This is a genomic window from Micromonospora radicis (assembly GCF_003583405.1).
Taxonomy (GTDB): Bacteria; Actinomycetota; Actinomycetes; order Mycobacteriales; family Micromonosporaceae; genus Micromonospora; species Micromonospora radicis.
Genome location: NZ_QXEC01000001.1, coordinates 526,850 through 548,404 on the forward strand (window position 1 = coordinate 526,850; position 21,555 = coordinate 548,404).

At 75.2% G+C, this 21,555-nt stretch carries 22 protein-coding genes; 14 read left to right on the top strand and 8 right to left on the bottom strand.

The genetic code is table 11. From position 1 onward, the window contains the following. Nucleotides 1–23 precede the first annotated feature (23 nt). From D2L64_RS02415 to D2L64_RS02435, 5 genes are all read left to right on the top strand, one after another. A complete protein-coding gene (locus D2L64_RS02415) occupies nucleotides 24–593 on the top strand; it encodes a hypothetical protein (protein WP_119572753.1) in 570 nt (189 codons plus the stop codon). Next, a complete protein-coding gene (locus D2L64_RS02420) occupies nucleotides 590–1,804 on the top strand; it encodes a sensor histidine kinase (RefSeq protein WP_119572754.1) in 1,215 nt (404 codons plus the stop codon). The genes D2L64_RS02415 and D2L64_RS02420 overlap by 4 nt, the downstream gene beginning before the upstream one ends. After that, nucleotides 1,801–2,457: a response regulator gene (locus D2L64_RS02425; protein WP_233558716.1), complete on the top strand. Its 657-nt coding sequence runs from the start codon at nucleotides 1,801–1,803 to the stop codon at nucleotides 2,455–2,457. Before D2L64_RS02420 ends, D2L64_RS02425 begins: the two co-directional genes overlap by 4 nt. A 126-nt stretch (nucleotides 2,458–2,583) precedes the next feature. Next, nucleotides 2,584–4,032, top strand: coding sequence for a hypothetical protein (locus D2L64_RS02430; RefSeq protein WP_147376170.1), 1,449 nt, complete (start codon nucleotides 2,584–2,586; stop codon nucleotides 4,030–4,032). A gap of 204 nt (nucleotides 4,033–4,236) precedes the next feature. Further along, nucleotides 4,237–4,929, top strand: coding sequence for a hypothetical protein (locus D2L64_RS02435; RefSeq protein ID WP_119572756.1), 693 nt, complete (start codon nucleotides 4,237–4,239; stop codon nucleotides 4,927–4,929). 88 nt (nucleotides 4,930–5,017) lie between these two features. Here the strand turns inward: D2L64_RS02435 and dinB are convergent, their stop codons facing one another. After that, nucleotides 5,018–6,208: a DNA polymerase IV gene (gene dinB / locus D2L64_RS02440; RefSeq protein ID WP_119572757.1), complete on the bottom strand. Its 1,191-nt coding sequence runs from the start codon at nucleotides 6,206–6,208 to the stop codon at nucleotides 5,018–5,020. Nucleotides 6,209–6,305: 97 nt separating this feature from the next. Further along, nucleotides 6,306–6,665 (bottom strand): hypothetical protein, encoded by a 360-nt coding sequence (locus tag D2L64_RS02445; protein ID WP_233558717.1) that lies wholly within the window; start codon nucleotides 6,663–6,665, stop codon nucleotides 6,306–6,308. A gap of 198 nt (nucleotides 6,666–6,863) precedes the next feature. On the opposite strand from D2L64_RS02445, the gene D2L64_RS02450 reads away from it, so the two are divergent. The 4 genes from D2L64_RS02450 (at nucleotide 6,864) to D2L64_RS02465 (ending at nucleotide 11,935) form a co-directional block, all read left to right on the top strand. Further along, complete coding sequence (locus D2L64_RS02450) at nucleotides 6,864–8,534, top strand: serine/threonine-protein kinase (protein ID WP_119572758.1); 1,671 nt, start codon at nucleotides 6,864–6,866, stop codon at nucleotides 8,532–8,534. A 47-nt stretch (nucleotides 8,535–8,581) separates the two neighbouring features. After that, entirely contained in the window at nucleotides 8,582–9,358 is a 777-nt protein-coding gene (locus D2L64_RS02455; RefSeq protein ID WP_119572759.1) for a hypothetical protein, read from the top strand. Between the two features lie 83 nt (nucleotides 9,359–9,441). Beyond that, nucleotides 9,442–10,500, top strand: coding sequence for a mechanosensitive ion channel family protein (locus D2L64_RS02460; protein ID WP_119572861.1), 1,059 nt, complete (start codon nucleotides 9,442–9,444; stop codon nucleotides 10,498–10,500). 193 nt (nucleotides 10,501–10,693) lie between these two features. Further along, complete coding sequence (locus D2L64_RS02465; protein ID WP_119572760.1) at nucleotides 10,694–11,935, top strand: MFS transporter; 1,242 nt, start codon at nucleotides 10,694–10,696, stop codon at nucleotides 11,933–11,935. Between the two features lie 25 nt (nucleotides 11,936–11,960). Here D2L64_RS02465 and D2L64_RS02470 read toward each other — a convergent pair whose 3' ends face one another. Next, a complete protein-coding gene (locus tag D2L64_RS02470; RefSeq protein ID WP_233558718.1) occupies nucleotides 11,961–12,380 on the bottom strand; it encodes a YchJ family protein in 420 nt (139 codons plus the stop codon). A gap of 88 nt (nucleotides 12,381–12,468) precedes the next feature. Between D2L64_RS02470 and D2L64_RS02475 the strand changes: the two genes are divergently transcribed. Then, the gene (locus D2L64_RS02475; protein ID WP_119572761.1) at nucleotides 12,469–13,188 is read left to right on the top strand and encodes an MBL fold metallo-hydrolase; all 720 of its coding nucleotides are present in this window, start codon (nucleotides 12,469–12,471) and stop codon (nucleotides 13,186–13,188) included. Nucleotides 13,189–13,323: 135 nt separating this feature from the next. On the opposite strand, the gene D2L64_RS02480 is transcribed toward D2L64_RS02475, so the two are convergent. The 3 genes from D2L64_RS02480 to D2L64_RS02490 all read right to left on the bottom strand — a co-directional run bounded on the left by D2L64_RS02480 (nucleotide 13,324) and on the right by D2L64_RS02490 (nucleotide 15,246). After that, nucleotides 13,324–13,881 (bottom strand): histone H1, encoded by a 558-nt coding sequence (locus tag D2L64_RS02480; RefSeq protein WP_119572762.1) that lies wholly within the window; start codon nucleotides 13,879–13,881, stop codon nucleotides 13,324–13,326. Between the two features lie 82 nt (nucleotides 13,882–13,963). After that, nucleotides 13,964–14,578 carry a class F sortase gene (locus D2L64_RS02485; RefSeq protein ID WP_119572863.1) on the bottom strand — a complete coding sequence of 205 codons (615 nt, stop codon included), beginning with the start codon at nucleotides 14,576–14,578 and terminating at the stop codon, nucleotides 13,964–13,966. Between the two features lie 179 nt (nucleotides 14,579–14,757). Continuing rightward, nucleotides 14,758–15,246, bottom strand: coding sequence for a hypothetical protein (locus D2L64_RS02490; protein WP_119572763.1), 489 nt, complete (start codon nucleotides 15,244–15,246; stop codon nucleotides 14,758–14,760). Between the two features lie 512 nt (nucleotides 15,247–15,758). Here D2L64_RS02490 and D2L64_RS02495 point away from each other — a divergent pair. Next, nucleotides 15,759–17,003, top strand: a complete 1,245-nt coding sequence (locus D2L64_RS02495) for a lycopene cyclase family protein (protein WP_119572764.1) — start codon at nucleotides 15,759–15,761, stop codon at nucleotides 17,001–17,003. 155 nt (nucleotides 17,004–17,158) lie between these two features. Next, on the top strand, nucleotides 17,159–17,641 hold the full coding sequence (gene rnhA, locus D2L64_RS02500; RefSeq protein ID WP_199714368.1) for a ribonuclease HI: 483 nt from the start codon (nucleotides 17,159–17,161) through the stop codon (nucleotides 17,639–17,641). Here rnhA and D2L64_RS02505 read toward each other — a convergent pair. Further along, complete coding sequence (locus D2L64_RS02505; RefSeq protein WP_119572765.1) at nucleotides 17,638–18,540, bottom strand: pentapeptide repeat-containing protein; 903 nt, start codon at nucleotides 18,538–18,540, stop codon at nucleotides 17,638–17,640. The two genes, rnhA and D2L64_RS02505, sit on opposite strands and share 4 nt — an antisense overlap. A gap of 55 nt (nucleotides 18,541–18,595) precedes the next feature. Further along, nucleotides 18,596–20,251, bottom strand: a complete 1,656-nt coding sequence (locus D2L64_RS02510) for an LLM class flavin-dependent oxidoreductase (protein WP_119572766.1) — start codon at nucleotides 20,249–20,251, stop codon at nucleotides 18,596–18,598. 112 nt (nucleotides 20,252–20,363) lie between these two features. Here D2L64_RS02510 and D2L64_RS28205 point away from each other — a divergent pair, with 112 nt between their 5' ends. Both D2L64_RS28205 and D2L64_RS02520 read left to right on the top strand, forming a co-directional pair. After that, nucleotides 20,364–20,933, top strand: coding sequence for a MarR family winged helix-turn-helix transcriptional regulator (locus tag D2L64_RS28205; RefSeq protein ID WP_119572767.1), 570 nt, complete (start codon nucleotides 20,364–20,366; stop codon nucleotides 20,931–20,933). Between the two features lie 9 nt (nucleotides 20,934–20,942). Continuing rightward, nucleotides 20,943–21,545, top strand: coding sequence for an MBL fold metallo-hydrolase (locus D2L64_RS02520; RefSeq protein WP_119572768.1), 603 nt, complete (start codon nucleotides 20,943–20,945; stop codon nucleotides 21,543–21,545). Nucleotides 21,546–21,555 lie beyond the last annotated feature (10 nt).

Below are 21,555 nucleotides of genomic sequence, written 5' to 3' on the forward strand. Positions count from 1 at the left end.
CCCGCTGCCCCCGGAGGACCCGAATGTGCGTCGACACGGCCATCCGCGCCGAGATCAGAGTCTCCGTCCAGGACCGGCGCGCGTCGGACCGCGCCGCCGGCCATCTCGCCGTCGGCGTCCTGATCGACGGCGACCAGGTGCTCGTACCCAATCCACCCGAGCGACTGCTCGACCCGCACGCCGACCTGGAGGTGGTCGTCTTCCCCGTCGGTCTGGAAGAGCGGCTGCCCGTCGAGGTCGCCCCGGTCTGGAAGTGGCGGCGTTTCGCCCTGACCGACCAGGCGCCGCTGGCCCTGATCGCCTCGCTCGGGCACGCCTCCGGCTACAGCTCACAGGTCGGGCGGGTCGACGCCGCCGCCCTGGCCGAGGGGATCGAGGCGGCCGGCGGCGACCTGTGGGAGGCGCTGCGCCGGCAGCGGGTCGTCACCGACGACGCCCACGTGGTCGACGACGACCTGCTGCGCCGGGTGGGTGAACTGGAACAGGCCCAGCGCGAACCCCGCCGCGCCGAACACCGGTTCGACTCGCTGCGCGAGCTGACCGGCGGCTTCTGCATCCTGTTCTGTTTCTGCCAGCCGCACGGCCCCCGATGACCACCGCCGAGACCGCACCGGCGTCGGCACGGCCCCGCGTCCCGGCCCGCCGCGACGTCCTGGTCGCCGGGGCGGTCTGGCTGCTCGACCTGGCGCTGTTCTCCACCGCCGGCACCGACCTCGCCCGTGCCGGCGGCCCGGACGGCGCCACCGTCCTGCTGCTGGGCTTCGCGGCCCTGGCCCCGGTCGGGCTGCTGTGGCGGCGCCGGGCGCCGGTGACCGTCTTCGCCCTGGTCTGGGCCCTCGGGCTGGCCGGCACCGCCCTGGTCGCCGGCTACCAGCCGGTCCTCGCGGTGCTGGTCGCCCTCTACGCGGTGGGCGCGCACGCCCCGGCGAACCGGGCCTGGGCCACCGTGCCGGCGCTGGCGCCGTACCTGGTCATCGCCGCCAACGAGGCGTGGCTGGCCGGCCGCGACGACACCGGTCGGCGGACCGCCGTCTTCGTCGGCCTCGCCCTGGTCTACGCCCTCGTCGTCGCCGGCACCTGGGCGCTGGGCTGGTGGGCCGGCAGCAACCGGCGCCGGCTCGCCGAGGCCGAACGCCTGCGCGCCGTCGAGGCGCACCGCGCGGTGGCCGACGAGCGGACCCGCATCTCCCGCGAACTGCACGACATCGTCGCCCACACGGTGACGGTGATGCTGTTGCAGGCCGGCGGCGCGCGCCGGATCCTGGCCAGCGACCCGCAGCGGGCCGGACAGGCGCTGGCCGACATCGAGCGGGCCGGCCGGCAGGCGGTGGAGGAGCTGCGCCGGATGCTCGCCGTCATCGCCCCGGGCGGCACGCCGACCCCCGACGCCCACCATCCCGGGCCCGCCGACCTCGAGGAACTGGTGGCGGGGGTGCGCGCCGCCGGGCTGCGGGTGACCCTCACCGTCGACGGCCGGCCCCGACCGGTGGACCCCAGCGTCGGGCTCGCCGCCTACCGGACCGTCCAGGAGGCACTGACCAACACCGCCCGGTACGCCGGCCCCCGGGCCACCGCCGAGGTGCGGCTGAGCTGGGCCGACGAACTGGAGGTGGAGGTGCTCGACAGCGGCGGTACGCCGACCGGCGCGGCCGCCGGGCTCTCCACCGGCCACGGGCTGACCGGCCTGCGGGAACGGGTCGACGTGGCCGGCGGTGAGCTGACCACCGGGCCGGTGGCGGGGCGGGGCTTCCGGGTGCACGCCCGCCTGCCGCTGCCGCCCGTCGAGGTCGCGGTGCCGTCGTGATCCGGGTACTGCTCGCCGACGACCAGCCGCTGGTACGGTCCGGCATCGCCATGCTGCTCGCCGCCGAACCGGACATCGAGGTGGTCGGCGAGTGCGGCGACGGCGCCGAGGCACTCGCGTCGGCCCGCCGGCTGCGCCCCGACGTGGTGCTGATGGACGTCCGGATGCCGGGCGTCGACGGGGTGGCGGCCACCCGCGCCATCGCCGCCGACGACACCGGCGTACGGGTGCTCGTGCTCACCACGTACCACGTGGACGACGCGGTCCGGGCGGCGCTGCGCGCCGGTGCCTCCGGGTTCCTGCTCAAGGACGCCGTACCCGCCGAGCTGACCATGGCGGTGCGTGCGGTCGCGGCTGGTGAGGCCTGGCTGGACCCGGCGGTGACCCGGTCGCTGTTGACCGAGTTCGCCGCCCTCGGCGCGCAGCCCGGGCCCGCCGCGGCCGAACTGGCTCGGCTCACCGACCGCGAACGGCAGGTGTTGGTGCAGATGGCGTACGGGCTCTCCAACGCGGAGATCGCCGCCCGGCTGCACATCGGCGACGCCACGGTGAAGACCCACGTCGGCCGGGTCCTGATGAAGCTCGGCCTGCGGGACCGCGCCCAGGCCGTCGCGGCTGCCTACCGGGGAGGGCTGATGCCGCCGGGTGGTTGACCGTCCGCCTCGTCCGGCGATAGTTGTCCGCGAGTTTCGCGCCCGACACGCCCGACGATCTGTGGTCGGATCGTCGCGACACGTTAGGGTGCGTTCGCATCCGGTGTGGTCGGTACGGAGGAGTGGGTGACGAGTCGACGGGGGAACTGGGCGAGCCGCGCCGTGCTGCGGTTCGGGTTCCTGACCGTCGCCGCGGCCTGCGCCTGGTTCGGGTACGACACGGTCCACGCCGCGCCGGTCCACGCCGCGCCGCCGACGGTGTCCGGCCCGGCCAGTCCGGTGGACCGACTCGCCGACCTCGTGCACGGCCTCCTCGACCCGGTGACCGCCGTGGTCACGCCCGGCCGGCGACCGGTCGACCCACCTCCGCCGCCGACCACCGACGACGCCGCGCCACAGCGACCGGACACCGCCCAGAAGCCCAACGCGCCGGTGGTGCCGTCCACGGGCGCACCGTCGGCCGCCCCGGCCGCGCCGCCCGTCGACGACCCGCCCGTCGCCGCGGCCCCCACCGTCCCGCTCGCCCCGACCGTCCCCGCGACTCCGGCCACCCCGGCCGTGCCGCCGGGTGACCCGGCCGGGCCACCCCCCGTCGCGCCGTCGCCCCCCGTCGCGCCGTCGCCGTCGGCCGAGCCGCCGTCGGCCGAGCCGGCTCCGGGCCAGGACAGCGGGCCGCTGCCCGTGCCGCCGGCCGACTCCGTCGTACCCGAGCCCGCGCCGCCGGCCGTGGACCCGGCGCCGGACCGGAGGCCGGCCCCGCCGGCCCCGCCGGCCCCGCCGGCCGCGGACCGCACCGAGCGGCCGGCGGCACCCGGGCCGCCGGTCTCGCCGGTCGGCCGGCTGCTGGAAGTCGTCGCGCGGGTGACCACACCGGTGCTCGAACCCTTGGTCGAGCAGGTCGTCGCCCCGGTCACCGATACCGGACGGCCGGTCGTGGACCCCCTCGTCGAGCTGCTGGAACAGCTCCTCGGCCCGCTGGCGCCGCTGCTCGACCCGATCGTCTCCGCGCTGGACCCGATCCTGCGGGAACTCGCCCCGATCCTCGGCCCCCTCGATCCGGTGCTCGACCTCCTCGACCCGATCGTCGTCCTGCCGCCCGCGCCGACGGTGCCGGCCGACCCCGACCCCGACCCCGACCCCCAGCCGCCGGTCACCGGGGCGCCGGTGCCTCCGGAGGGCGAGGAGCCGGGCTGTTGCCCGGCGCAGCCCGCCGTCCCGGCGGGTGTCGACCACCGTCCGGACGCCGTCGGCCCCGACGAGGAGGTCGCCACCGGGCGGCAGGCCGCGGGCCTCGCCGCCGGGTGGCACACCGCGGACCGGCTGACATCGCGACACGGGACAATCGGCGCGGGCGATCCCCGCGAGCCGCAGACCGCCGAGACTCCGCCGCGGGCACCGCTGTCCCCGGCACCCGCGTCGAGCGGCGCCGACTCGACGCCCACCTCGCACAGCAACGCGGCCGACGCCGGCGCGGCCGGCTGGTCACCGCCATCGGTCCGCGGCCAGCTGACCCGGCCGGTCCGGGTACGGCGGCGCCGGTCCCGGTCGCCGTGCCCCGGGAGCAGACCAGCCTGACCGTTGCCGCACCGCGCCCGGTCGCCGTCGCCACGTCCGACGGCCGGCGCGACAGCTGACGGCCGCGGTACGCGGCCGTGCGGCACCGGCTCAGTCCTCACACCGGCTTCGCCGCCGCACCGGCTCCGCCGTGGTACCCGCGCCCGTTCGCGGGTCACCGGCCGGGCCCGTCACTCGGACTTCTTCGCCTCACCAGGAGTGCCCATGCACGTCTGCCCGCCGGTCGACCGCGCCCGCTGGCGCGACATCGACTGGATCGTCGACCTCGTGACCGCCACCGTCGCACCCACCACGCTCGGCACGTGGCTGGTGCCCGACGAACGGCGGCGACCCGCCGTACTCGCCGCCGTGGCCCGGATCTGGATCGAACACGCGTTGCTGTTCGGCGACGCGTTCCTGCTCAAGGACGGCACGGCCGCCACCGTCTGGTTCCACCGCTACCGGCCGATCCCGCCGCCGCCGCGCTACGCCGAGCGGCTCGTGGACGCCTGCGGGAACGACGGTGGACGCTTCCGCCGGCTGACCCACGTCCTCGCCGCGCGGCGCCCGCAGGAGGCCCACAACCACCTGGCCTTCCTCGCGGCACCGCCGGACGTCGACCGGCCCGGCCAGGCCGCCGCCGTCCTCGCCGGCAGCCACCGGTCGATGGACACCCTCGGCCTGCCGATGTACGCCGAGGCGTACAGCGCCGCCGAGCGTCGCCTCTACCGCCGCCTCGGCTACCGGGAGCGCAACCGGCTCACCCGGCCGGACGGGATTCCCGTCGACCTGCTCTGGCGACCCGTGCCACCGCTGCGGCTCGGCACCGTGACCGCACCGGCGGTACGCGGCACGGTCCGGCGCCGGGTCCGTCGGCTGGCCATGGTGGCCGATCCCGGCGTCGGCGCCCGCGGGTGAGTTATGGCACCGGAGCCGGTGCGGGTGGGGCCGACCCGCCCGCACCGGCTCCGGTGCCGCCGCCCGCCGGCCGGGGTGCGGCGCCGGTTCAGTGGTCGGGCAGCAACGGCGCCTCCGGACCGGTGTCGCGGCCGAGTAACACCGCGCGGGTCAGGGCGGTCGAGCCGAACCGTTCGCGGACCGCGTCGCAGGCGGCGTCCAACTCGGCCGACGGGTCGTCGTGCCACGGCAGCGTCAACTGGACGTGCCCGTCGCCCAGGTTGTCGACCGCCACGCCGATCAGCGTGACACCGCGTCGTTCGATCTCCGGCAGTGCGACCCGCAGCAGCGTTCGGGCGGTACCGAGGATGGTGCCGGTGTCGGCGGTCGCCTTGGCCAGGGTGCGCGATCGGGTGGCCCGCTGGTAGTCGGCGAAGCGCAGCCGCAGCGTGATCGTCCGTCCGCTGCGGGCGGCTGCCCGCAGCCGGCGGGCCACCCGGTCGACCAGCCCGGCGAGGACGGCGTCCAACTCGGCGGGCTGGTGTCCGGATCGGCCGAGGGCGTGCTGGGCGCCCATCGAGGCGCGGCGGCGGCCCACCCGTACCGGGCGGGGATCCCGATTGTGCGCCAGGGCGTGCAGGTGGCGCCCGGCGTGGCCGCCGACCAGCGACACCAGGGTCGACTCACCGAGCCGGGCGACGTCGCCGACGGTACGGATCCGGTGCTGCCGCAGCTTCGCGGCGGTGACCGGCCCGACGCCCCACAGCCGTTCCACCGGCAGTGGGTGGAGGAAGACCAGTTCCCCGGTCGGCGGCACGACCAGCAGCCCGTCCGGCTTGGCCACCCCGCTGGCCACCTTCGCCAGGAACTTCGTCCGGGCCACCCCCACGGTGATCGGCAGGCCGACCCGGTCGCGGACCGCCCGACGCAGTTCGGCGGCGATGCCGGCGGGTGGCCCGACCAGTCGACGCAGCCCGCCCACGTCGAGGAAGGCCTCGTCGATGGAGAGCCCTTCGACCAGCGGCGTGGTCTGCCGGAAGACCTCGAACACCGCCCGGCTGGCCGCGCTGTACGCGGACATCCGGGGCGCCACGACGATCGCCTCCGGGCACAGCCGGCGGGCCGCGGCGCCACCCATCCCGCTGCGCACGCCGCGGGCCTTGGCCTGGTAACTGGCGGCCAGCACCACGCCACGGCCGACGATCACCGGCCGGTCGCGCAGTCGCGGGTCGTCGCGCTGCTCGACCGAGGCGTAGAACGCGTCCAGATCGGCATGCAGGATGGTGGCCTCGCCCGACATCGGCCCATCATCGCACACCTGTGCTAAAACCGGCTCTGGGCTGCTCGTCTGCCGGGCACTCGGGGTGCGGCGAGCGGCGCCGGCTGGTCGGTGACGGTCAGCGCCGGGCGGTCGGCGACGGCGTTGCGCTGCCGCCCTGGGGTGCCTCCAGCGACATCAGCTCCACGATCGCCTTGCGGTCGGCGGCCGCCGGCAACCCCCAGTCCGGGCGGTAGCCGTACACCTCGCGAAGTGGGGTGGAGGTGGTCCGGCCGCCAAGGATCTCGACGGCGTCGGCGTCGATCAGTCCCGGATGTTCGACGCCGCACGCCTCGGCGACCTTCATCAGGTCGCGGCGCAGCGTCTTGACGTAGTGCGCGGCCCGGACCGCCTTGGAGGCCGGGTCCACGCCCCGAGCCAGCCAGGCGTTCTGGGTGGTGGCGACGCCGGTGGGGCAGGTGTCGGCCGAGGCGTACACCCAGAAGTTGCGCAGTCCCGGGTGAACGGCCGTTCCTCGTTGTCGCCGGCCACGATGTACTGCGCGGGTCGGGCCCGGTGGTGAGCGGCTTGACCGGGGGTGCTATCAGTGACGTCGGGTCCGTGACCGATCACCTCTCGATGGTGATCGGCGTGTCCGGCGGCACCGCCGGCTGCGCGGGGCGTGAGGAGTGGCGACATGATCGGATGGCAGGTCTCCGGCTACTCGCCGGTGCGCCGGCTCGGTGCCGGCGCCTCGGGCAGCGTCGAACTCGCCGTCCACGACGCCACCGGCACCCCCGTGGCGATCAAGTATCTGGCCGCCCGCGCCGACGACGAACTGGTCCGGGCCGCCTTCCGGGACGAGGCCCGGCTCCTGGCCGACCTCGACGACCCGTACGTGTGCCGGCTCTACGAGTACGTCGAGGCCCCCGGCGGTGCGGCGATCGTGATGGAGTTGGTCAACGGCGTCTCGTTGCGCCAGATGCTGCGGGCCCAGGGGCCGACGACGCCCGAGTCGGCGCTGTGTGTCCTCAAGGGCTCGCTGGCCGGGCTCGGCGCGGCGCACGCCCGCGGCGTGGTGCACCGCGACTACAAGCCGGAGAACGTGCTGGTCACCGGCGACGGCACGAGCAAGCTCGCCGACTTCGGCATCGCCCTGCCGGCCGGCGCCGGCGCCGGCGGCAGCGTCACCGGCACCCCCCGCTACATGGCCCCGGAACAGTGGACCGGTGCGCCGGCCAGCCCGGCGTGTGACATCTACGCCGCCACCGCGACCTTCTTCGAGTGCCTCACCGGCCACCCGCCGTACGACGGGCGGGATCTGGCCACACTGCGTCGGCAGCACACCCGCGCGCCGATCCCGACCGATCCGGCGCCGCGGCCGGTGCACCGGCTGCTGCGGCACGGCATGGCCAAGCAGCCCGCCGACCGCCCCCAGCCCGCGCAGGTCTTCCTCGCCACCCTGGAAGAGGTGGCCGCCGGGGCGTACGGCACCGACTGGGAGGAACGCGGCCTGGGTGAGTTGGCCCGCCGGGCGGCGCTGCTGGCGGCGCTCTTCCCGTTTCCGGACGGCACCGGCGGCGGCATCAGCGTGGCCGCCACCGCGCTGGGCGTCTCCACCGGCGCGGGCACCGGCGCACCCGTGCCGCGGCGCACCGGCCGGGCCCGGGCGGTGCTGGTGGGCGGCGGACTGGTGGCGGCGCTGGCGATCGGCGGCGCCGGGCTCGGCTACGCGGCCGACGACGACCCGGCCGTGCCGGCGGGCGTGGCCTTCCAGGCGCGGACGGAACTGACCGCCGCTCCGGCACCGAACGCGGCGGTGCCCAGCCCGTCCGTCCCGACGCCTACCGTGGCGCCCGGCCCCGCCGCGTCGGCCACCCCCACCGGCGCCACTGCCGCCCCCGCTTCGGCCCCACCCACCGACGAACCGCCGTCACCCTCGCCGTCAGCGGCCTCGCCCTCGCCCGCGGCGGAGCCGCCGTCGCCGACGAGCAGCCCCAGCCCGGAACCGCCGGACCGCACCCCGCCCACCGTGGACCGGGTCGCGGCCAGCCCCACCGAACTCGACCCGGCCGGCTGCCCCTACGGGCCCACCGCGAGCACCGTCACCGCCCTGGTCTCCGACGACCGCACGGCCGTCGGGGACCTGCGGGTCCGCCTCCGCTACACCGTCGAGAAGCGGTCGTACGAGCAGAGCATGTCCCCGCTGCGCGGCGGCCAGTTCCGCGGCGTGCTCGCCGACCTGCCCCGCCCGACGAACAGCACCCGGATCGCGATCACGGTCCTGGCCACCGACGCCGCCGGCAACACCACCACCGGCGACCCGACGGCCTACGTGACGCTCTACTCCTTCTGCACGCCCGGCTGACCGACGGGCCAGGCACCCCCGCCGACGAGCACCCAGGAGACGCCGCCGTGACCCAGCCGGACGACTCGACCGAGGCCCTGCCCACCCGGCACGTGCCGCCCGCACCGGCCGGCGGTGACGAGCCCACCGCCTTCCTCGGTGCCGGCGACCCGACCGCCTACCTCGGCGACGCCGAACCGACGGTGCCGGCGTCGACCGGCGAGCGGACCGAAACACTGGCGGCGCCGACCGCCACCCGGGGCACGGCCACCGTGACCGGTGTGGTCGCCGCGGGCACGGGTGGCGAGCGGACCGGGGCGCTCGCGGCGCCGACCGCCGGCCCCGGCGGTGAACTGCGGTTCGGTCCCGGCGTGCCCAGCACCCCGCCGTCGGCGCCCGCCTGGCCGGTGCCGCCGACACCCCGGCCCGCCCGCCCGTCGGCCTGGCGGCGGTTCGTCTCGGTACTGTCCGGACTGCTCACGCTCGTCCTGCTCGCCGCGGTCGGGCTCTGGATCTGGCAGCGACTCAGCCCGCTGGAGATCGTCCAGGTGAGCGTCGCCGTGCCGCAACCCGCCGACCGGCGGTGCGACGTCACCGTCGACGTGGTCGCCACCGTCCACACCAACGGCCGGGCCGGCGTCGTGCAGTACCAGTGGCTGCGATCTGGCAGCGCACCCGGCGCGCTGCTCGACGAACGGGTCGGCTGGGGCCAGCGCACCGTGGAACTGACCCTGCGCTGGACGTTCAGCGGAGTCGGCAGCACCACCGAGACCGCCACCGTCAACATCGTCTCGCCCGCGCCGGTACAGGCCGGCACCGAGGTCACGTACTCCTGTCCGGGCTGACCCGCCAACCTGGACGTTTCCCCCGCGGAGCACCCGGGTAGGTCGGGCCGGACCAACCACCCGCTCCTGTGGAGGACGATCCGATGCGAGACAACTTCGGCGACGCGGTGGGGGACACCCTCCGTTCGATACTTCTCTTCCTGCCCAAGGCTGTCGCCTTCGTGGCGATCCTGGTGGCCGGCTGGCTGGTCGCCAAGGCGGTGCTGAAGATCGTGGACCGGCTGCTGGACCGCGTCGGTTTCGACCGCGCCGTCGAGCGCGGCGGCATCCGCCGGGCGCTGGCCCGCTCCCGCTACGACGCCAGCGACATCGTCGCCCGGCTGGCCTACTACGGGGTCCTGCTGCTCACTCTCTACCTGGCGTTCGGTATCTGGGGACCGAACCCGATCTCCGATCTGATCGCCGGGATCATCGCCTGGTTGCCGCGCGCCTTCGTGGCGATCGTCATCGTGGTGGTGGCGGCCGCGATCGCCACCGCGGTGAAGGACATCATCTCCGGCGCGCTCGGTGGCCTGTCGTACGGCCGGCTGCTGGCCACCATCGCCTCGGCGTTCATCCTCGGACTGGGCATCATCGCCGCGCTCAACCAGATCGGTGTCGCCACCGCCGTGACCACGCCGGTGCTGATCGCCGTGCTGGCCACCGCCGGTGGCATCCTGGTGGTCGGCGTCGGCGGTGGGCTGATCCGGCCGATGCAGAGCCGGTGGGAGTCCTGGCTGTCCCGTGCCGAGCAGGAGTCGCGGACCATCGCCGAGCACGCCCGCGCCTACTCGGCCGGTCGCCGCGAGGCCGAGGCGCGCCGCGCGGAACCCGCCGCCACGCCCACGCCGGCCCCCGTACCGACCTTCAGCGTACCGGCGCCGGCCGGGCCGAGCTTCGGCACGCCGACCACCGCCGGGCCAGTGGCCGACTTCCCGGCGCCGACCGCCGGACCGGCGGTCCACGACGATCCGGAGGCCACCCAGGTGGTCAACGTGCCCGCCGCCGACAGCGACCCGACGACGCCGCTGCCACGCCCGGACGACCCGGACGCCACCCAGGTCACCTCGACCACACCGGGGGTACCGGCCCAGCGCAGTGCCGACGACGCCGACTCGACGATCGTCCTGCCGCGCAACGACGACGACTCCCTCGGCCGCTGACCGCACCGCGGCGGGGACGGGACCGGAACACCGCTCCCGTCCCCGCCGCGGGTCCGCGCCGTGGCCAGATATCGCGCCGGCCACTAAGATCAGCGCCATGACCTGGCGACATTGATGCGTCATCCGGGGCCGTGGGCCGCCCACGCTCGCCGTGACACCGGCGACCGTGACCCGTCCCACCCCGGAAGGCCCCATGACCCACACCGCTACCGGTCGCCGCCTGTCGGCGATCCTCTACGGGTACGCGTTCCTCACCGACCTGGTCCTGCTCTACCCGGTGTACGCGCTGCTCTTCGCCGACAGCGGCCTGTCGGTCGGGCAGATCTCCGTACTGTTCGTGATCTGGTCGTCGACCGGAATCGCGCTGGAGGTACCGGCCGGTGCCTGGGCCGACGCCACCTCCCGACGCCGGATGCTCTGCCTCGCGCCGCTGTGCACCGCTGCCGGTTTCGCCCTGTGGACGCTCGTCCCGTCCTACCCCGCGTTCGCGATCGGGTTCGTCTGCTGGGGTGCCGGCGGGGCCCTCACCTCCGGTGCCCTGGAGGCGCTGGTCTTCGACGAACTCGACCGGGTCGGTGCCGCCGACCGGTACGCCCGGGTCATCGGCCGGGCCCGCACCGCCGGCACCGTCGCCGTACTCGGGTCGATTCTGCTCGCCGGGCCGGTGCTCGGGTTCGGCGGGTACCTCGCCGTCGGCCTGGCCAGCGTGGCGGCCTGCCTGCTCGCCGCCGCCGTCGCCGCGGGCTTCCCCGAGCACCGCCGACCCACTCCGGCTCCGGCCGACGCCGACGAGCCCGGCTGGTGGCAGGGGCTGCGGGCGGGGGTCGGCGAGGCCCGCCGCGACCGGCGGGTACGCGCCGCCGTCCTGCTGGTCGCGGTCGTGACCGCGATCTGGGGTGCGGTGGAGGAGTACACCCCGCTGCTGGCCCGCGACACCGGTGTCGTGTCGACCACGGTGCCGCTGCTGCTCCTGATGCTGGCGGCCGGACAGGTCGCCGGTGGGCTGCTCGCCCCGTTCGGCCAGCGGCTGCGCACCCGCGGGTACGCGGTCCTGCTGGCCGCTTCGGCAGTGGCGCTGGCCGGCGGTGCGCTGCTGCGGCATCCGGCCGGGTTCGCCCTGCTGGCCGGGGCGGCCTGCGGACTGCAACTCGCCGCGGTGCTGGCCGACGCGCGGCTGCAGGCCCGGATCACCGGCGCGGCCCGCGCCACCGTCACCTCGCTGGCGGGGATGGCGACCGACCTGGCCACCATCGCGGTGTACGTCGGCTTCGGCGTGGTCGCCACGGCCAACGGCAACGCTGTGGCCTTCGCCGTCGCCGCCCTGCCGTACCTGCTGGTCGCGGGGCTGCTGCTGGTCGGCGGGCGATCCGGCGGCGCGGTACCGGCCCGACCCGCTGACCCGGCCGCCCCGCCGGTCACCCCGAGCGTGGGCTGACCGGCCCCTGACCGGCCGCTGCCGGTCAGGGGCGGTCGACGTCCAGGTAGACCCAGCGGCCGTCCGCGCGGACGAAGCGGCTGCGTTCGGTCAGCGTGCCGGGCCGGCCGCCCTCGCGGTAGTGGGCCCGGAACTCGACCGTGCCGGTGGCGTCGAAGAGTCCACCCTGTTCGGTGGCGAGCACCCGCAGGCCCGTCCAGCGCTGCGCGGGGTCGAGGTGCAGCCGGGCCGGGCGGGTGTCGCGGTGCCAGCTGCGCAGCAGGTAGTCCGGGTCGCCGACGGCGAAGGCGGCGTACCGGGACCGCATCAGCGCCTCGGCCGTCGGTGCCTGCGCCTCGCCCCGGTGCAGCCGCCCGCAACATTCCGGGTACGGCAGGCCCAGCCCACACGGGCACGACCCGATGTTGTCAACGCGCGTTGTCCGCCGGTTCTCCCGTCTGGCCACGCCGCAATCCTCCCGGGTGGGTCCGGCGGCGGACCCGCCGGGGGCGACCGGCCCGCGCATCGGGGAGGATGGATGATAAGTTGCGTCGATGGCGCGGTCACCCGCAGTAGCACTCGCCCCCGGTGTGTGGCGCATCCCCACCGCCGGCCGGGCGTTCATCAACTCGTACGCCATCGAGGGTGCCGACGGCAGCGTGACCCTGGTGGACTGCGGGCTGAAGCGGGCCCCGGCGCGGATCGTGCGCGGCCTCGCCGCGATCGGCAAACGCCCCGCCGACGTCACCCGGATCGTGCTCACCCACGCCCACCCCGACCACGTCGGCGGTGCCGCCGAGGTGGCCCGGCGCACCGGTGCGCCCCTCGCCCTGCACGCCGCCGACGTCCCGTACGCCGAGGCGGGTCAGGCCCCACCGAGAGACCAGAGCATCCGCGGCGCCCGGCTGTTCACCCGGCTGGACTCGGGCCGCTTCCCCGCGTTCGAGGTGGCCCAGCCGCTGGCCGACGGGGATCTGCTCGAAGAGGTCGGGGGTGGGCTGCGGGTGGTGCACACCCCCGGGCACTCACCCGGACACGTCTCGCTGCTGCACGAGCCGACCCGGGTCCTGATCACCGGCGACGCGCTGTTCAACGTGGCCGGTGTCCGCTGGCCGGTGCGGCTGTTCTGCACCGACTTCGAGATGACCCAGCAGACCGCCCACGTGCTCGGTGAGCTGGAGTACGACGTGGCCGCCTTCACACACGGTCCGGAGATCACCGACCGGGCGCGGGAGCAGGTCCGGGGATTCCTGGCGCGGCTGTCCCGCGAGTAGGGCCACGATCGCGGCGGCCGGGGTCGGGCTGCGGCGGCGCCCGGTGCGTACCAGGACTGGCGGCGCAGGGCGCGCAGCAGGACCGGCGGCGCAGCTCGTAGCGGGCCCCGCTGACGAGCCCCGGCCGGCACCGGGTCAGCGTGACCCGGTGCGGGCGCCGCGCCGGCTACCGAACGACTCCATCGTGGTCGCCTTCTTCGCCGGCATCTTGGCGGCCGCGCGGGACCGCGAGGAAGCCGCCTGCGAGGCCGTCGTCTTGCGGGTCGCCGCCTTCTTCGTGGTGGTCTTCTGCGCGGGTGCCCGCGACCCGGTGGCCGTGCCGGCGGGCGCCTTCTTCGCCGTCGCCTTCTTGCCGGCGGGCGCCTTCCGGGTTCCCGCGGCCCGCTTCGTCACCGCGGCGGACTTCTTCACCGCCGGCGCCGTCTTCGCGGCGTTCCCCGCCTTCGGGGTGGTGGTCTTCTTCGCCGCGGTCGCCTTGGCCGTCGGCCGGCGGGTCGGCGTGGCTGTGGCGGAGACGGCGGTCTTGCGGGCGGTGCGCGTCGACGTCGTCGTGACCCTGCCACCCGCCGACTTCGCGGTCGTCGCTCCGGTGGCCCGTTTCGCCGCCGTGGCCTGCTTCTTCGCGGCCGTCCTGCCCGGCGGTACGGCCTTGCGCGCGCCGGTGTTCTTCCTGACCCGTCCTGCGTCCGCCATTCGTCGCTCCTCGGGATCTGCCGTGGACGCTCGGTCTTCCCGGCGCCGGGGCGGTCAAACGCCCACGACCTGGCGCACCGTCTCAGGCCGTCCGGGTGGCGAACACGACCACGTTGTCGACATACTCACCGCGGTCCTGGTCGAAGCGGCCACCGCAGGTGATCAGGCGCAACCCGACGGCGCCGCCGGGGCCGTAGACCAGGTCGGTGGGAAAGCCGTCCTTGGGGTACGCCTCGACGCCGTCGACGGCGAAGCGGACCACGGTGGCATCGGCCCGGGCGATGTGGACGGTGTCCCCGGGGCGCAGCCGCCCCAGGTCGAAGAAGACCGCCGGCCCGGCGGGGGAGTCCACGTGGCCCACGACCACCGCGTTGCCGAGCTCGCCCGGGCTGGCCCCCGGCCGGTACCAGCCGGCCACCCCGGGCCGGTCCAGCGGTGGCACCTCCAGCGCTCCCGCCGCGTCTGCGGCGACCGACACCAGGGGCGCGCGTACGCCGATGCGGGGAATCCGGACCTCGACGGGCTCGGCGCGGGGCAGCGGCGGCAGGCTCGGCGCGGCCGCCGCCCGGTGCGGCAGGCCGGCGGCGTCGGGCTGCGGCGGCCGGGGTGGCAGCCGCGCGATCCCGACGCCGACCAGCGTGAGACCGCCCACCGCCAGCAGCGTGACCAGGAGCCGACCCAGGCGGTACCCGCGCACCGTGATCTCCGTTCGTCGATGTCCTGTGGCTGCCACCACGGCGGTGCCGCCGTCGGCGAACGGCAGCGGAGCCACCCGCGCGGCGGCCGCCGTCCGGTGTTGTGCAGGAGATGCTCGGGTGCCCGTGCCGTGGCTCACGGCGCGGGCACCCGTCACAGGATGGATGGAGTGTGTGTCGGTCAGAGCGTCGCGGCCTCGGCCGCGTGGCGACGACGGCGGGCGAGGATCACGGCGCCGCCGAGCGAGGTGGCGAGCAGGGTCGCGCCGGCGACCAGGGTGCCGCCGCCGCTGCCGTCGCGCCCACCGGCCTGGGCGCCGCCGATCGGCGTGACCGTGAAGGTCGCGCTGCCGTCCGAGGTGCCGTCGCCGCAGGTGGCGGCCACCGTGTACGTGCCAAGGGTGAAGCCGGCGGTGAACAGCTCGGCGCTCAACCCACCGCCGGCCGCGACGGTGGTGGAGCGGACGTTCTGGTCACGGTCGGGCCCGGTGACGTGGAAGATGGCGTCGCCCGCACTCGGGCTGCAGGTCGTCGCGGTGAGTACGACGGTCCCTCCGACCGGGGTGGTCGACGGTGACACGGTGGTGTCGGCCAGCGCGGCACCCGGTAGCAGCAGCGCCCCGAGGGCGATACCGCCCGCCACTGGTACGAGAACTTTCGTTGCCTTCATACGCGTCTTCCCTCACTCTTCGTCCGCTGACTACGTAGGACGCCGTTCGGGTGGCCAACTCCGCGACTAGCACCGGTGTGCCCAACACTAGGTGGGCTTGGGACCCGATCCGGTGAAAATGAGAAATCCTCGTTACCGTCCCGTGTTCGCCGCCCGAGGCGATGGCGACCCGCCTGCCCGACCCGCCCACCTCGCGATGATGGACGCCGTTGGGCCGGTATGGCGGATTCCGACGCCCGCGTCCCGTCGTTGTACCCCCGGTGCCGAACGGGGTAGGGCAGTCCCAGCCCGATGCGGGCTGTTGTCCCGTGGTGACCGGGTCAGGCGAGCGGAAGTCCGGTCCCCTGGCTGATCCCCGTCCGGCGAACGGCTGAGCCCCCGATGGCCGGCACCCGAACCCGGGTGCCGGCCATCGGCGTCTCCGCCGCCGAGAGAGGGACCTGCCGCTGCCGTGGCCGCTGCCGAGGGCCCTTCCGTGCAGCCCGGGGCCGGGGTGTGGCAGCGTGGGAAGGATGAGTGGCGCGCTGGTCGAGGTCGACCTGGCCGTGGTCGGCGGGGGCGGTGCCGGTTCGCTGGTGCTGTCGGCGTTGGCCCGGCACGGGCTGCGTGACGTGCGGGTGGCCGTCGTCGATCCGGTGCGTCGTCGCGGCCAAGACCGGACGTGGGCGTTCTGGGACCAGCCCGGAAACGACCTCGACGACCTGCTCAGTGCCAGCTGGTCGCAGGTGGAGGTGGTCACGCCCGGTCGGCAGCGGGTACTCGACCTGACCCCGTTGCGGTACGCGATGCTGCGCTCCGCCGGCGTCTACCAGCGGGCGGCCGACGCGGAGCGGCGGCTCGGGGTGACCCGGGTCGTCGCTGGTGTCGAGGGGCTCGACGACGACGGGGAGCGGGTGCTGGTGCGTACCGGCGCGGGTGGACCGACGCTGCGGGCCGGTTGGGTGCTGGACTCTCGGCCGCGACCGCCGCACCGCCCGGGGCGTACCAACTGGTTGCAGCACTTCCGTGGCTGGTGGCTGACGGCCCACGGGCCGCTGTTCGATCCGCGGCGGGCCGTCCTGATGGACTTCCGTACGCCGCAGCCGTCCCGGGGTGTTTCGTTCGGGTACGTCCTGCCGGTCGACAGCCGGCACGCGCTGGTCGAGTACACCGAGTTCTCCCCGGCGCTGCTCACCGGGGCGGCCTACGACACGGCGTTGGCGGGTTACTGCGCCCTGCTCGGGTTGGACCCGGCCCGGTACACCGTCGGGGAGGTGGAGAACGGGGTCATCCCGATGACCGACGGGCCGTTCGTGGCCCGACCGACACCGCGGGTGGTCCGGTTGGGGACCGCCGGTGGCGCCACCCGGCCGTCGACCGGGTTCACCTTCACCGCCATGCACCGGCAGGCGGAGCAGTCGGCTCGGGAACTGGCGGCGGGTCGACCACCGGTGCCGGGCCCCGCGTACCCCGGTCGGCACCGGTGGATGGACGCGGTGGCGCTGCGGGCGCTGGACCGCGACCTGGTCGGCGGCCCGGAGTTCTTCGGCCGCCTGTTCGACCGGAACCCGGCGTCGCGGGTACTGCGGTTCCTGGACGGCGCCACCAGCGTGGCCGAGGATCTGGCCGTGATGCGGTCCAGCCGGATGCGGCCGATGATCACTGCCACCCTCGCCGACGCGATCGGGCGGCTGCGGGACCGGGTCGCGCCGGGCCGCCGTCCGACCTGGACGGTACCGCCGCCGGTCGTCGGTACCGATGCGCCCGCCGACCCATGATCGACCCCGGTCGCCGGCACCGGTGCTCCCGCGGATCCGACGCCGCCGGGGTCCTGGGAGCCGACCCGCACCGCGGACCGACGCGGTGCGGGTCGGCCGGACACGCGGGCCCGGGTGGCCGCCGGGCCGGGGGATGGCTTCGGTAGGTTTGCCGCATGGTGGCGGAGGAGCCCGGCCGGATGGTGCAGATCTGGACCGACGGTGCGTGCAGCGGCAATCCTGGTCCGGGCGGCTGGGGGGCGGTGCTGCGCTACGGCTCCCACGAGCGGGAACTGTGCGGCGGTGAGGCGACCCCGACCACCAACAACCGGATGGAGTTGACCGCGGCGATCGAGGCGTTGGAGACCCTGACCCGCCCGGCGACGGTCGAACTGCACACCGACAGCACGTACGTGCGCAACGGCATCACCAGCTGGCTGGCGTCCTGGAAGCGCAACGGCTGGCTGACCGCGGCGAAACAGCCGGTGAAGAACGCCGACCTATGGCAGCGGCTGGAGGCGGCGTGCGCCCGGCACCAGGTCACCTGGCTGTGGGTGAAGGGGCACAACGGGCACCCCGAGAACGAGCGCGCCGACGCGCTGGCCAACCGGGGCATGACCGAGGCCCGCACCGCCACCGCCACCGCCACCCGCCGCTAGCCGGCCAGCCGCTGCCACCGCCGCGGTGGTGTGCCGGGCCAGTGCGCCGGCCGGGTCAGCGTCGTCGGCAGGCGGGTCTGCCGGTCGCCGCGGGCGGCGTCGAGCTGCGACTGGTGCAGGAAGAGGCTGCCGGTCAGGTCGGCCCCGCGCAGGTCCGTCCCGCGCAGGTCGGCGCCGGTGAGGTCGGCCCGGGTCAGGTCCACGCCGCGCAGGTCGGCGCCGATCAGCAGCGCCCCGCGCAGGTTGGCCCCGCGCAGGTCGGTGCGGCGCAGGTCGCGGCCGACCAGGTGGGCGCCCCGATGGTCGGCGCCGGCACCGTCGCCCCGGGCGCGGGCCAGGTCGCCGGTACGCGACAGCAGGGCGTTGACCGTACGCCGGTGCGCGTCGACGTCGAGGGCGAGCAGTTCCGGCGGGCTGCCCCCGGCCAGCCGATCGGTCTCGGCGAGCGCGGCGGCCAACTGTTCGCGCAGCTCCGCCGGCGGGCGTAGCGCGATGGCCTCGGTGAGGTACCAGAGCAGCTCGTGCAGGGGCCGCAGCACCGCGAACACGTCGAACATCTGCCGGGCGGTGTGCGGCGCGCTGCGCCAGTCCCGCCCCCCGTAGGTCTGCTGGGCGACGCGCTGCCCGGCTCCGAAGCAGTCGAAGACGGTGCAGCCGGGGAAACCGCGCCCGCGCAGGTCGGCGTGGATGCCGCAGGAGAAGTCGGTGCGCAGGTTGCGGCACGGCTGGCCGGCGGGCTTGTCGAGGGCGAAGTCGGCCGACGCGGCGAAGGCCGGTGCGACGCAACAGAGCCCGAAGCAGCGGGCGCAGTCGGCGCGCAGCCGGGTGCCGGGTGTACCGGACCCGCCCGCGTGGTCGCCTTCCGAGCCGGACGTCGCCGTCGCCGTCGCCTCGTCCATCCCGGGTCCTCTCCGCGTCGTCGTCCTGACCGGGTCGATCATCCCGGTCGGGTGCTCAGTGTGCGCCGAGGCGGGCGATCGGCTCGACCAGTTCGCGCTCCTCGTACGACAGGTGTGACAGCAGCGTGTCGGAGAGCAGGTCGACGGCGGCCCGTAGTTCGGCCATGCCGTCGGTGGTGGCGACGAAGGCGACCAGTGCCCGGTCCACCCCCTCGAGTACGTCGTGGATCGCGTGGTGTTCGGACTCGAGCCGGTCGATGACCGGCGCGAGTCGAGGGTCGGCCCGGCGCAGGTGCGGGAAGAGCGACTGGTCCTCGATGGTGTGGTGGGTGGTGACGATCCGGCAGTACGACTCGCAGTAGGTGCCGAGGGTCCACTTGTTCTGCCGCATGGTCATCGTGTTGATGTGCGAGCGGGCGGTGCCCACGTCGATCAGGCCGGTGGCGACCTGCTCGACCAGGTCGTGGATCTGGGCCAGTTCGGCGCGCAGCCCGTCGTGGACCTGGACGAGGTGTTGCGCCCCCGCCTGCTCGTGCGCGGTGTAGGTGCGGTCGGGCTCCGGCGCCGGTCCGGTGGGCCGGGCCGACTCGTCCCAGACCCGCACGCCGCTGCGCCGCACGCCGTCGTCGGGCGTGGGCACCACGGCGAACGGTCCGGCGGCGACCCGGGCCGGGCGGGCGGCCGGCTGCTCCGGGCGGCCGGTCGAGGGCTGGCCCGGTCGGGTCGCGGTGGCGGAGTTCCGCGGCTGGTCCTCCGGGCGGCCGCCGAGGCCGGTCGGGACGGTGCCGGCGGGGTCGGTGGTGTCGGGCCGGGCGGACCTGCGGGCGCGTTCGGCGGCGACCAGTTCCCGGGTGGCCGGTGCCACCTCGGCGCCGAAGCGTCGCAGGTCGTCGGGGTCGTCGCTGGCCAGGATGAAGGTGCTGATCCCCTCGGCCAGGGTGAGGTCGGCCAGTTCCTCGGCCCACTGTTCGGCCGGGCCGTGCAACTGGGCGCGGCCGGTGGCCGCGAACCGTCCGTTGATGTTGAGCAGGCGGCGTACCTCGGTGGGGGAGCGGCCGGCCGCGGCGGCGGCCTCGTCGATCAGGGCGTTGCCCTTGGCGAGGTCACCGGGTTGCAGGTTGGACAGCGACGGCAGCCAGCCGTCGGCCAGCCGTCCGGTCAGCGCGAGCATCCGCGGCTTGTAGGCGCCGAGCCAGATCCGCACGTCGTGGGCGGGTGCCGGGCCGCGTTTGGCGCCGACCGCGCGGTGGAACTCGCCGTCGACCCGGACGCCGCCCCGGGCCTCGGTGTCCCAGATCTGCCGGATGATCTCGATCGCCTCGGTCAGGGCCTGTACGCCCTGGCCGGGGGAGAGGCGTCGTCCGCCCATCGCCTCGATGCCGTCCCAGAACGCCCCGGCGCCCAGGCCGAGTTCAATCCGGCCGTCGCTGAGCAGGTCGAGGCTGGCGACGCTGCGGGCCAGCACGGCCGGTGGGCGCAGCGGCAGGTTGGTCACGTTCGCGGCCAGCCGGACCCGTTCGGTGCGGGCGGCGACGAAGCTCATCAGGGTCCAGGTGTCCAGGAAGGCGGGCTGGTACGGATGGTCCTGGAAGGTGACCAGGTCGAGCCCGACCTGCTCGGAGAGCATGGCGAGGCCGACCGGTCGGGCCGGGTCGGCGTTGCCCGGGGTCAGGAACGACCCGAAGGCCAGCTCGTGTCCGTAGTCGCTCATCGTGGCCATCCTCCCGGCTGCGCGGCGCCCGTCGCCACCCTCCCGGGAAGATGATATGCCGAGCAGAACATCTTCGACCAATAAAGTCTGTGATCTGCGCTAACCTGGTGGTATGAGTGGTCCCCGCGGCGGCGACACCCCGACCGACCCGATCAACGACGATCTCGGCTGGATGCTCGGCGTCCTCTTCCGAGCCCACCTGCGGGGCGCCGAGCACACCCTGGGCGATCTGCCCGGCGGGCCACGCGGCTATCAGGTCCTCGTCGCCGCGGATCGGGAACCGGCCCGCAACCAGGGTGCGATCGCCGAGGAGCTGGGCATCGACCGCACCGTGCTGACGTACCTGATCGACGACCTGGAGCGGGTCGGTCTGGTGCTGCGCCGCCCGGATCCGGCCGACCGGCGCAGCCGGCTGGTCACCCTCACCGAAGCCGGCCGGCAGACGGCCGGGCAACGGCGGGAGACGCTGCGTCACGTCGAGGACCACCTGTTGTCGGCGCTGAGCACCGAGGAGGCCGGCACCCTGCGGGCGCTGCTGCGCCGCACGGCCTGCGCGGCGCAGACCCTCGACCCGGTCACCGACCTGTGCGAGGTGGTCGAGGCGGCGACCGACCACCACACGCGGGCCCGCCGCCGACCGGCACCGCGTTCGGGGACGGCACGCCGCCCGGCGCCGCAATAGCCTGCCCGGGTGCGGATCACGAAGTTCACCCATGCCTGCGTCCGGATCGAACACGACGGTGGGGTGCTCGTCATCGACCCCGGCACCTGGAGCGAGCCGCGCGCCCTGGCCGGGGCGGACGCCGTGTTGGTCAGCCACGAACACACCGACCACGTCGACGTACTGCGGCTGGCCGGGCTCGGTGTGCCGGTCTTCGTACCGGAGGGCGCCGTACTGCCCGACCTGGCCCCGCTGCCGGTGACCCGGGTGCGCTCCGGGCAGCGGTTCACCGCCGCCGGTCTCGACGTCACCGCGGTCGGCGGCCGGCACGCCACCATCCACGGCGGGCAGCCCGACTGCGCCAACCTCGGCTACCTGGTCGCCGACTCGCTCTACCACCCCGGTGACTCGCTGCACCCGCCCGGCCGGCCGGTGCACACCCTGCTGGTGCCCGCCCAGGCGTCCTGGCTCAAGCTCACCGAGGCGATCGACTTCGCCACCGCGGCCGGTGCCACCGAGGTCTTCCCGATCCACGACGCGCAGCTCAACGAGCGGGGCCTGGCCAGCGTCAACGGCTGGTTCGGCGAGACCGTTCCCGGCTACCGCCACCTGGCGCCGGGCGAGACCGCCTGAGCCGCGACGG

Coding starts and splice junctions, on each gene's coding strand:
- D2L64_RS02465 (WP_119572760.1), top strand. CDS start 10,694: ATGACCCACACCGCTACCGGTCGCCGCCTGTCGGCGATCCTCTACGGG.
- D2L64_RS02510 (WP_119572766.1), bottom strand. CDS start 20,251: ATGAGCGACTACGGACACGAGCTGGCCTTCGGGTCGTTCCTGACCCCG.
- D2L64_RS02505 (WP_119572765.1), bottom strand. CDS start 18,540: ATGGACGAGGCGACGGCGACGGCGACGTCCGGCTCGGAAGGCGACCAC.
- D2L64_RS28205 (WP_119572767.1), top strand. CDS start 20,364: ATGAGTGGTCCCCGCGGCGGCGACACCCCGACCGACCCGATCAACGAC.
- D2L64_RS02490 (WP_119572763.1), bottom strand. CDS start 15,246: ATGAAGGCAACGAAAGTTCTCGTACCAGTGGCGGGCGGTATCGCCCTC.
- D2L64_RS02495 (WP_119572764.1), top strand. CDS start 15,759: ATGAGTGGCGCGCTGGTCGAGGTCGACCTGGCCGTGGTCGGCGGGGGC.
- D2L64_RS02450 (WP_119572758.1), top strand. CDS start 6,864: ATGATCGGATGGCAGGTCTCCGGCTACTCGCCGGTGCGCCGGCTCGGT.
- D2L64_RS02435 (WP_119572756.1), top strand. CDS start 4,237: ATGCACGTCTGCCCGCCGGTCGACCGCGCCCGCTGGCGCGACATCGAC.
- D2L64_RS02415 (WP_119572753.1), top strand. CDS start 24: ATGTGCGTCGACACGGCCATCCGCGCCGAGATCAGAGTCTCCGTCCAG.
- dinB (WP_119572757.1), bottom strand. CDS start 6,208: ATGTCGGGCGAGGCCACCATCCTGCATGCCGATCTGGACGCGTTCTAC.
- D2L64_RS02460 (WP_119572861.1), top strand. CDS start 9,442: ATGCGAGACAACTTCGGCGACGCGGTGGGGGACACCCTCCGTTCGATA.
- D2L64_RS02420 (WP_119572754.1), top strand. CDS start 590: ATGACCACCGCCGAGACCGCACCGGCGTCGGCACGGCCCCGCGTCCCG.
- D2L64_RS02475 (WP_119572761.1), top strand. CDS start 12,469: ATGGCGCGGTCACCCGCAGTAGCACTCGCCCCCGGTGTGTGGCGCATC.
- D2L64_RS02480 (WP_119572762.1), bottom strand. CDS start 13,881: ATGGCGGACGCAGGACGGGTCAGGAAGAACACCGGCGCGCGCAAGGCC.
- rnhA (WP_199714368.1), top strand. CDS start 17,159: ATGGTGGCGGAGGAGCCCGGCCGGATGGTGCAGATCTGGACCGACGGT.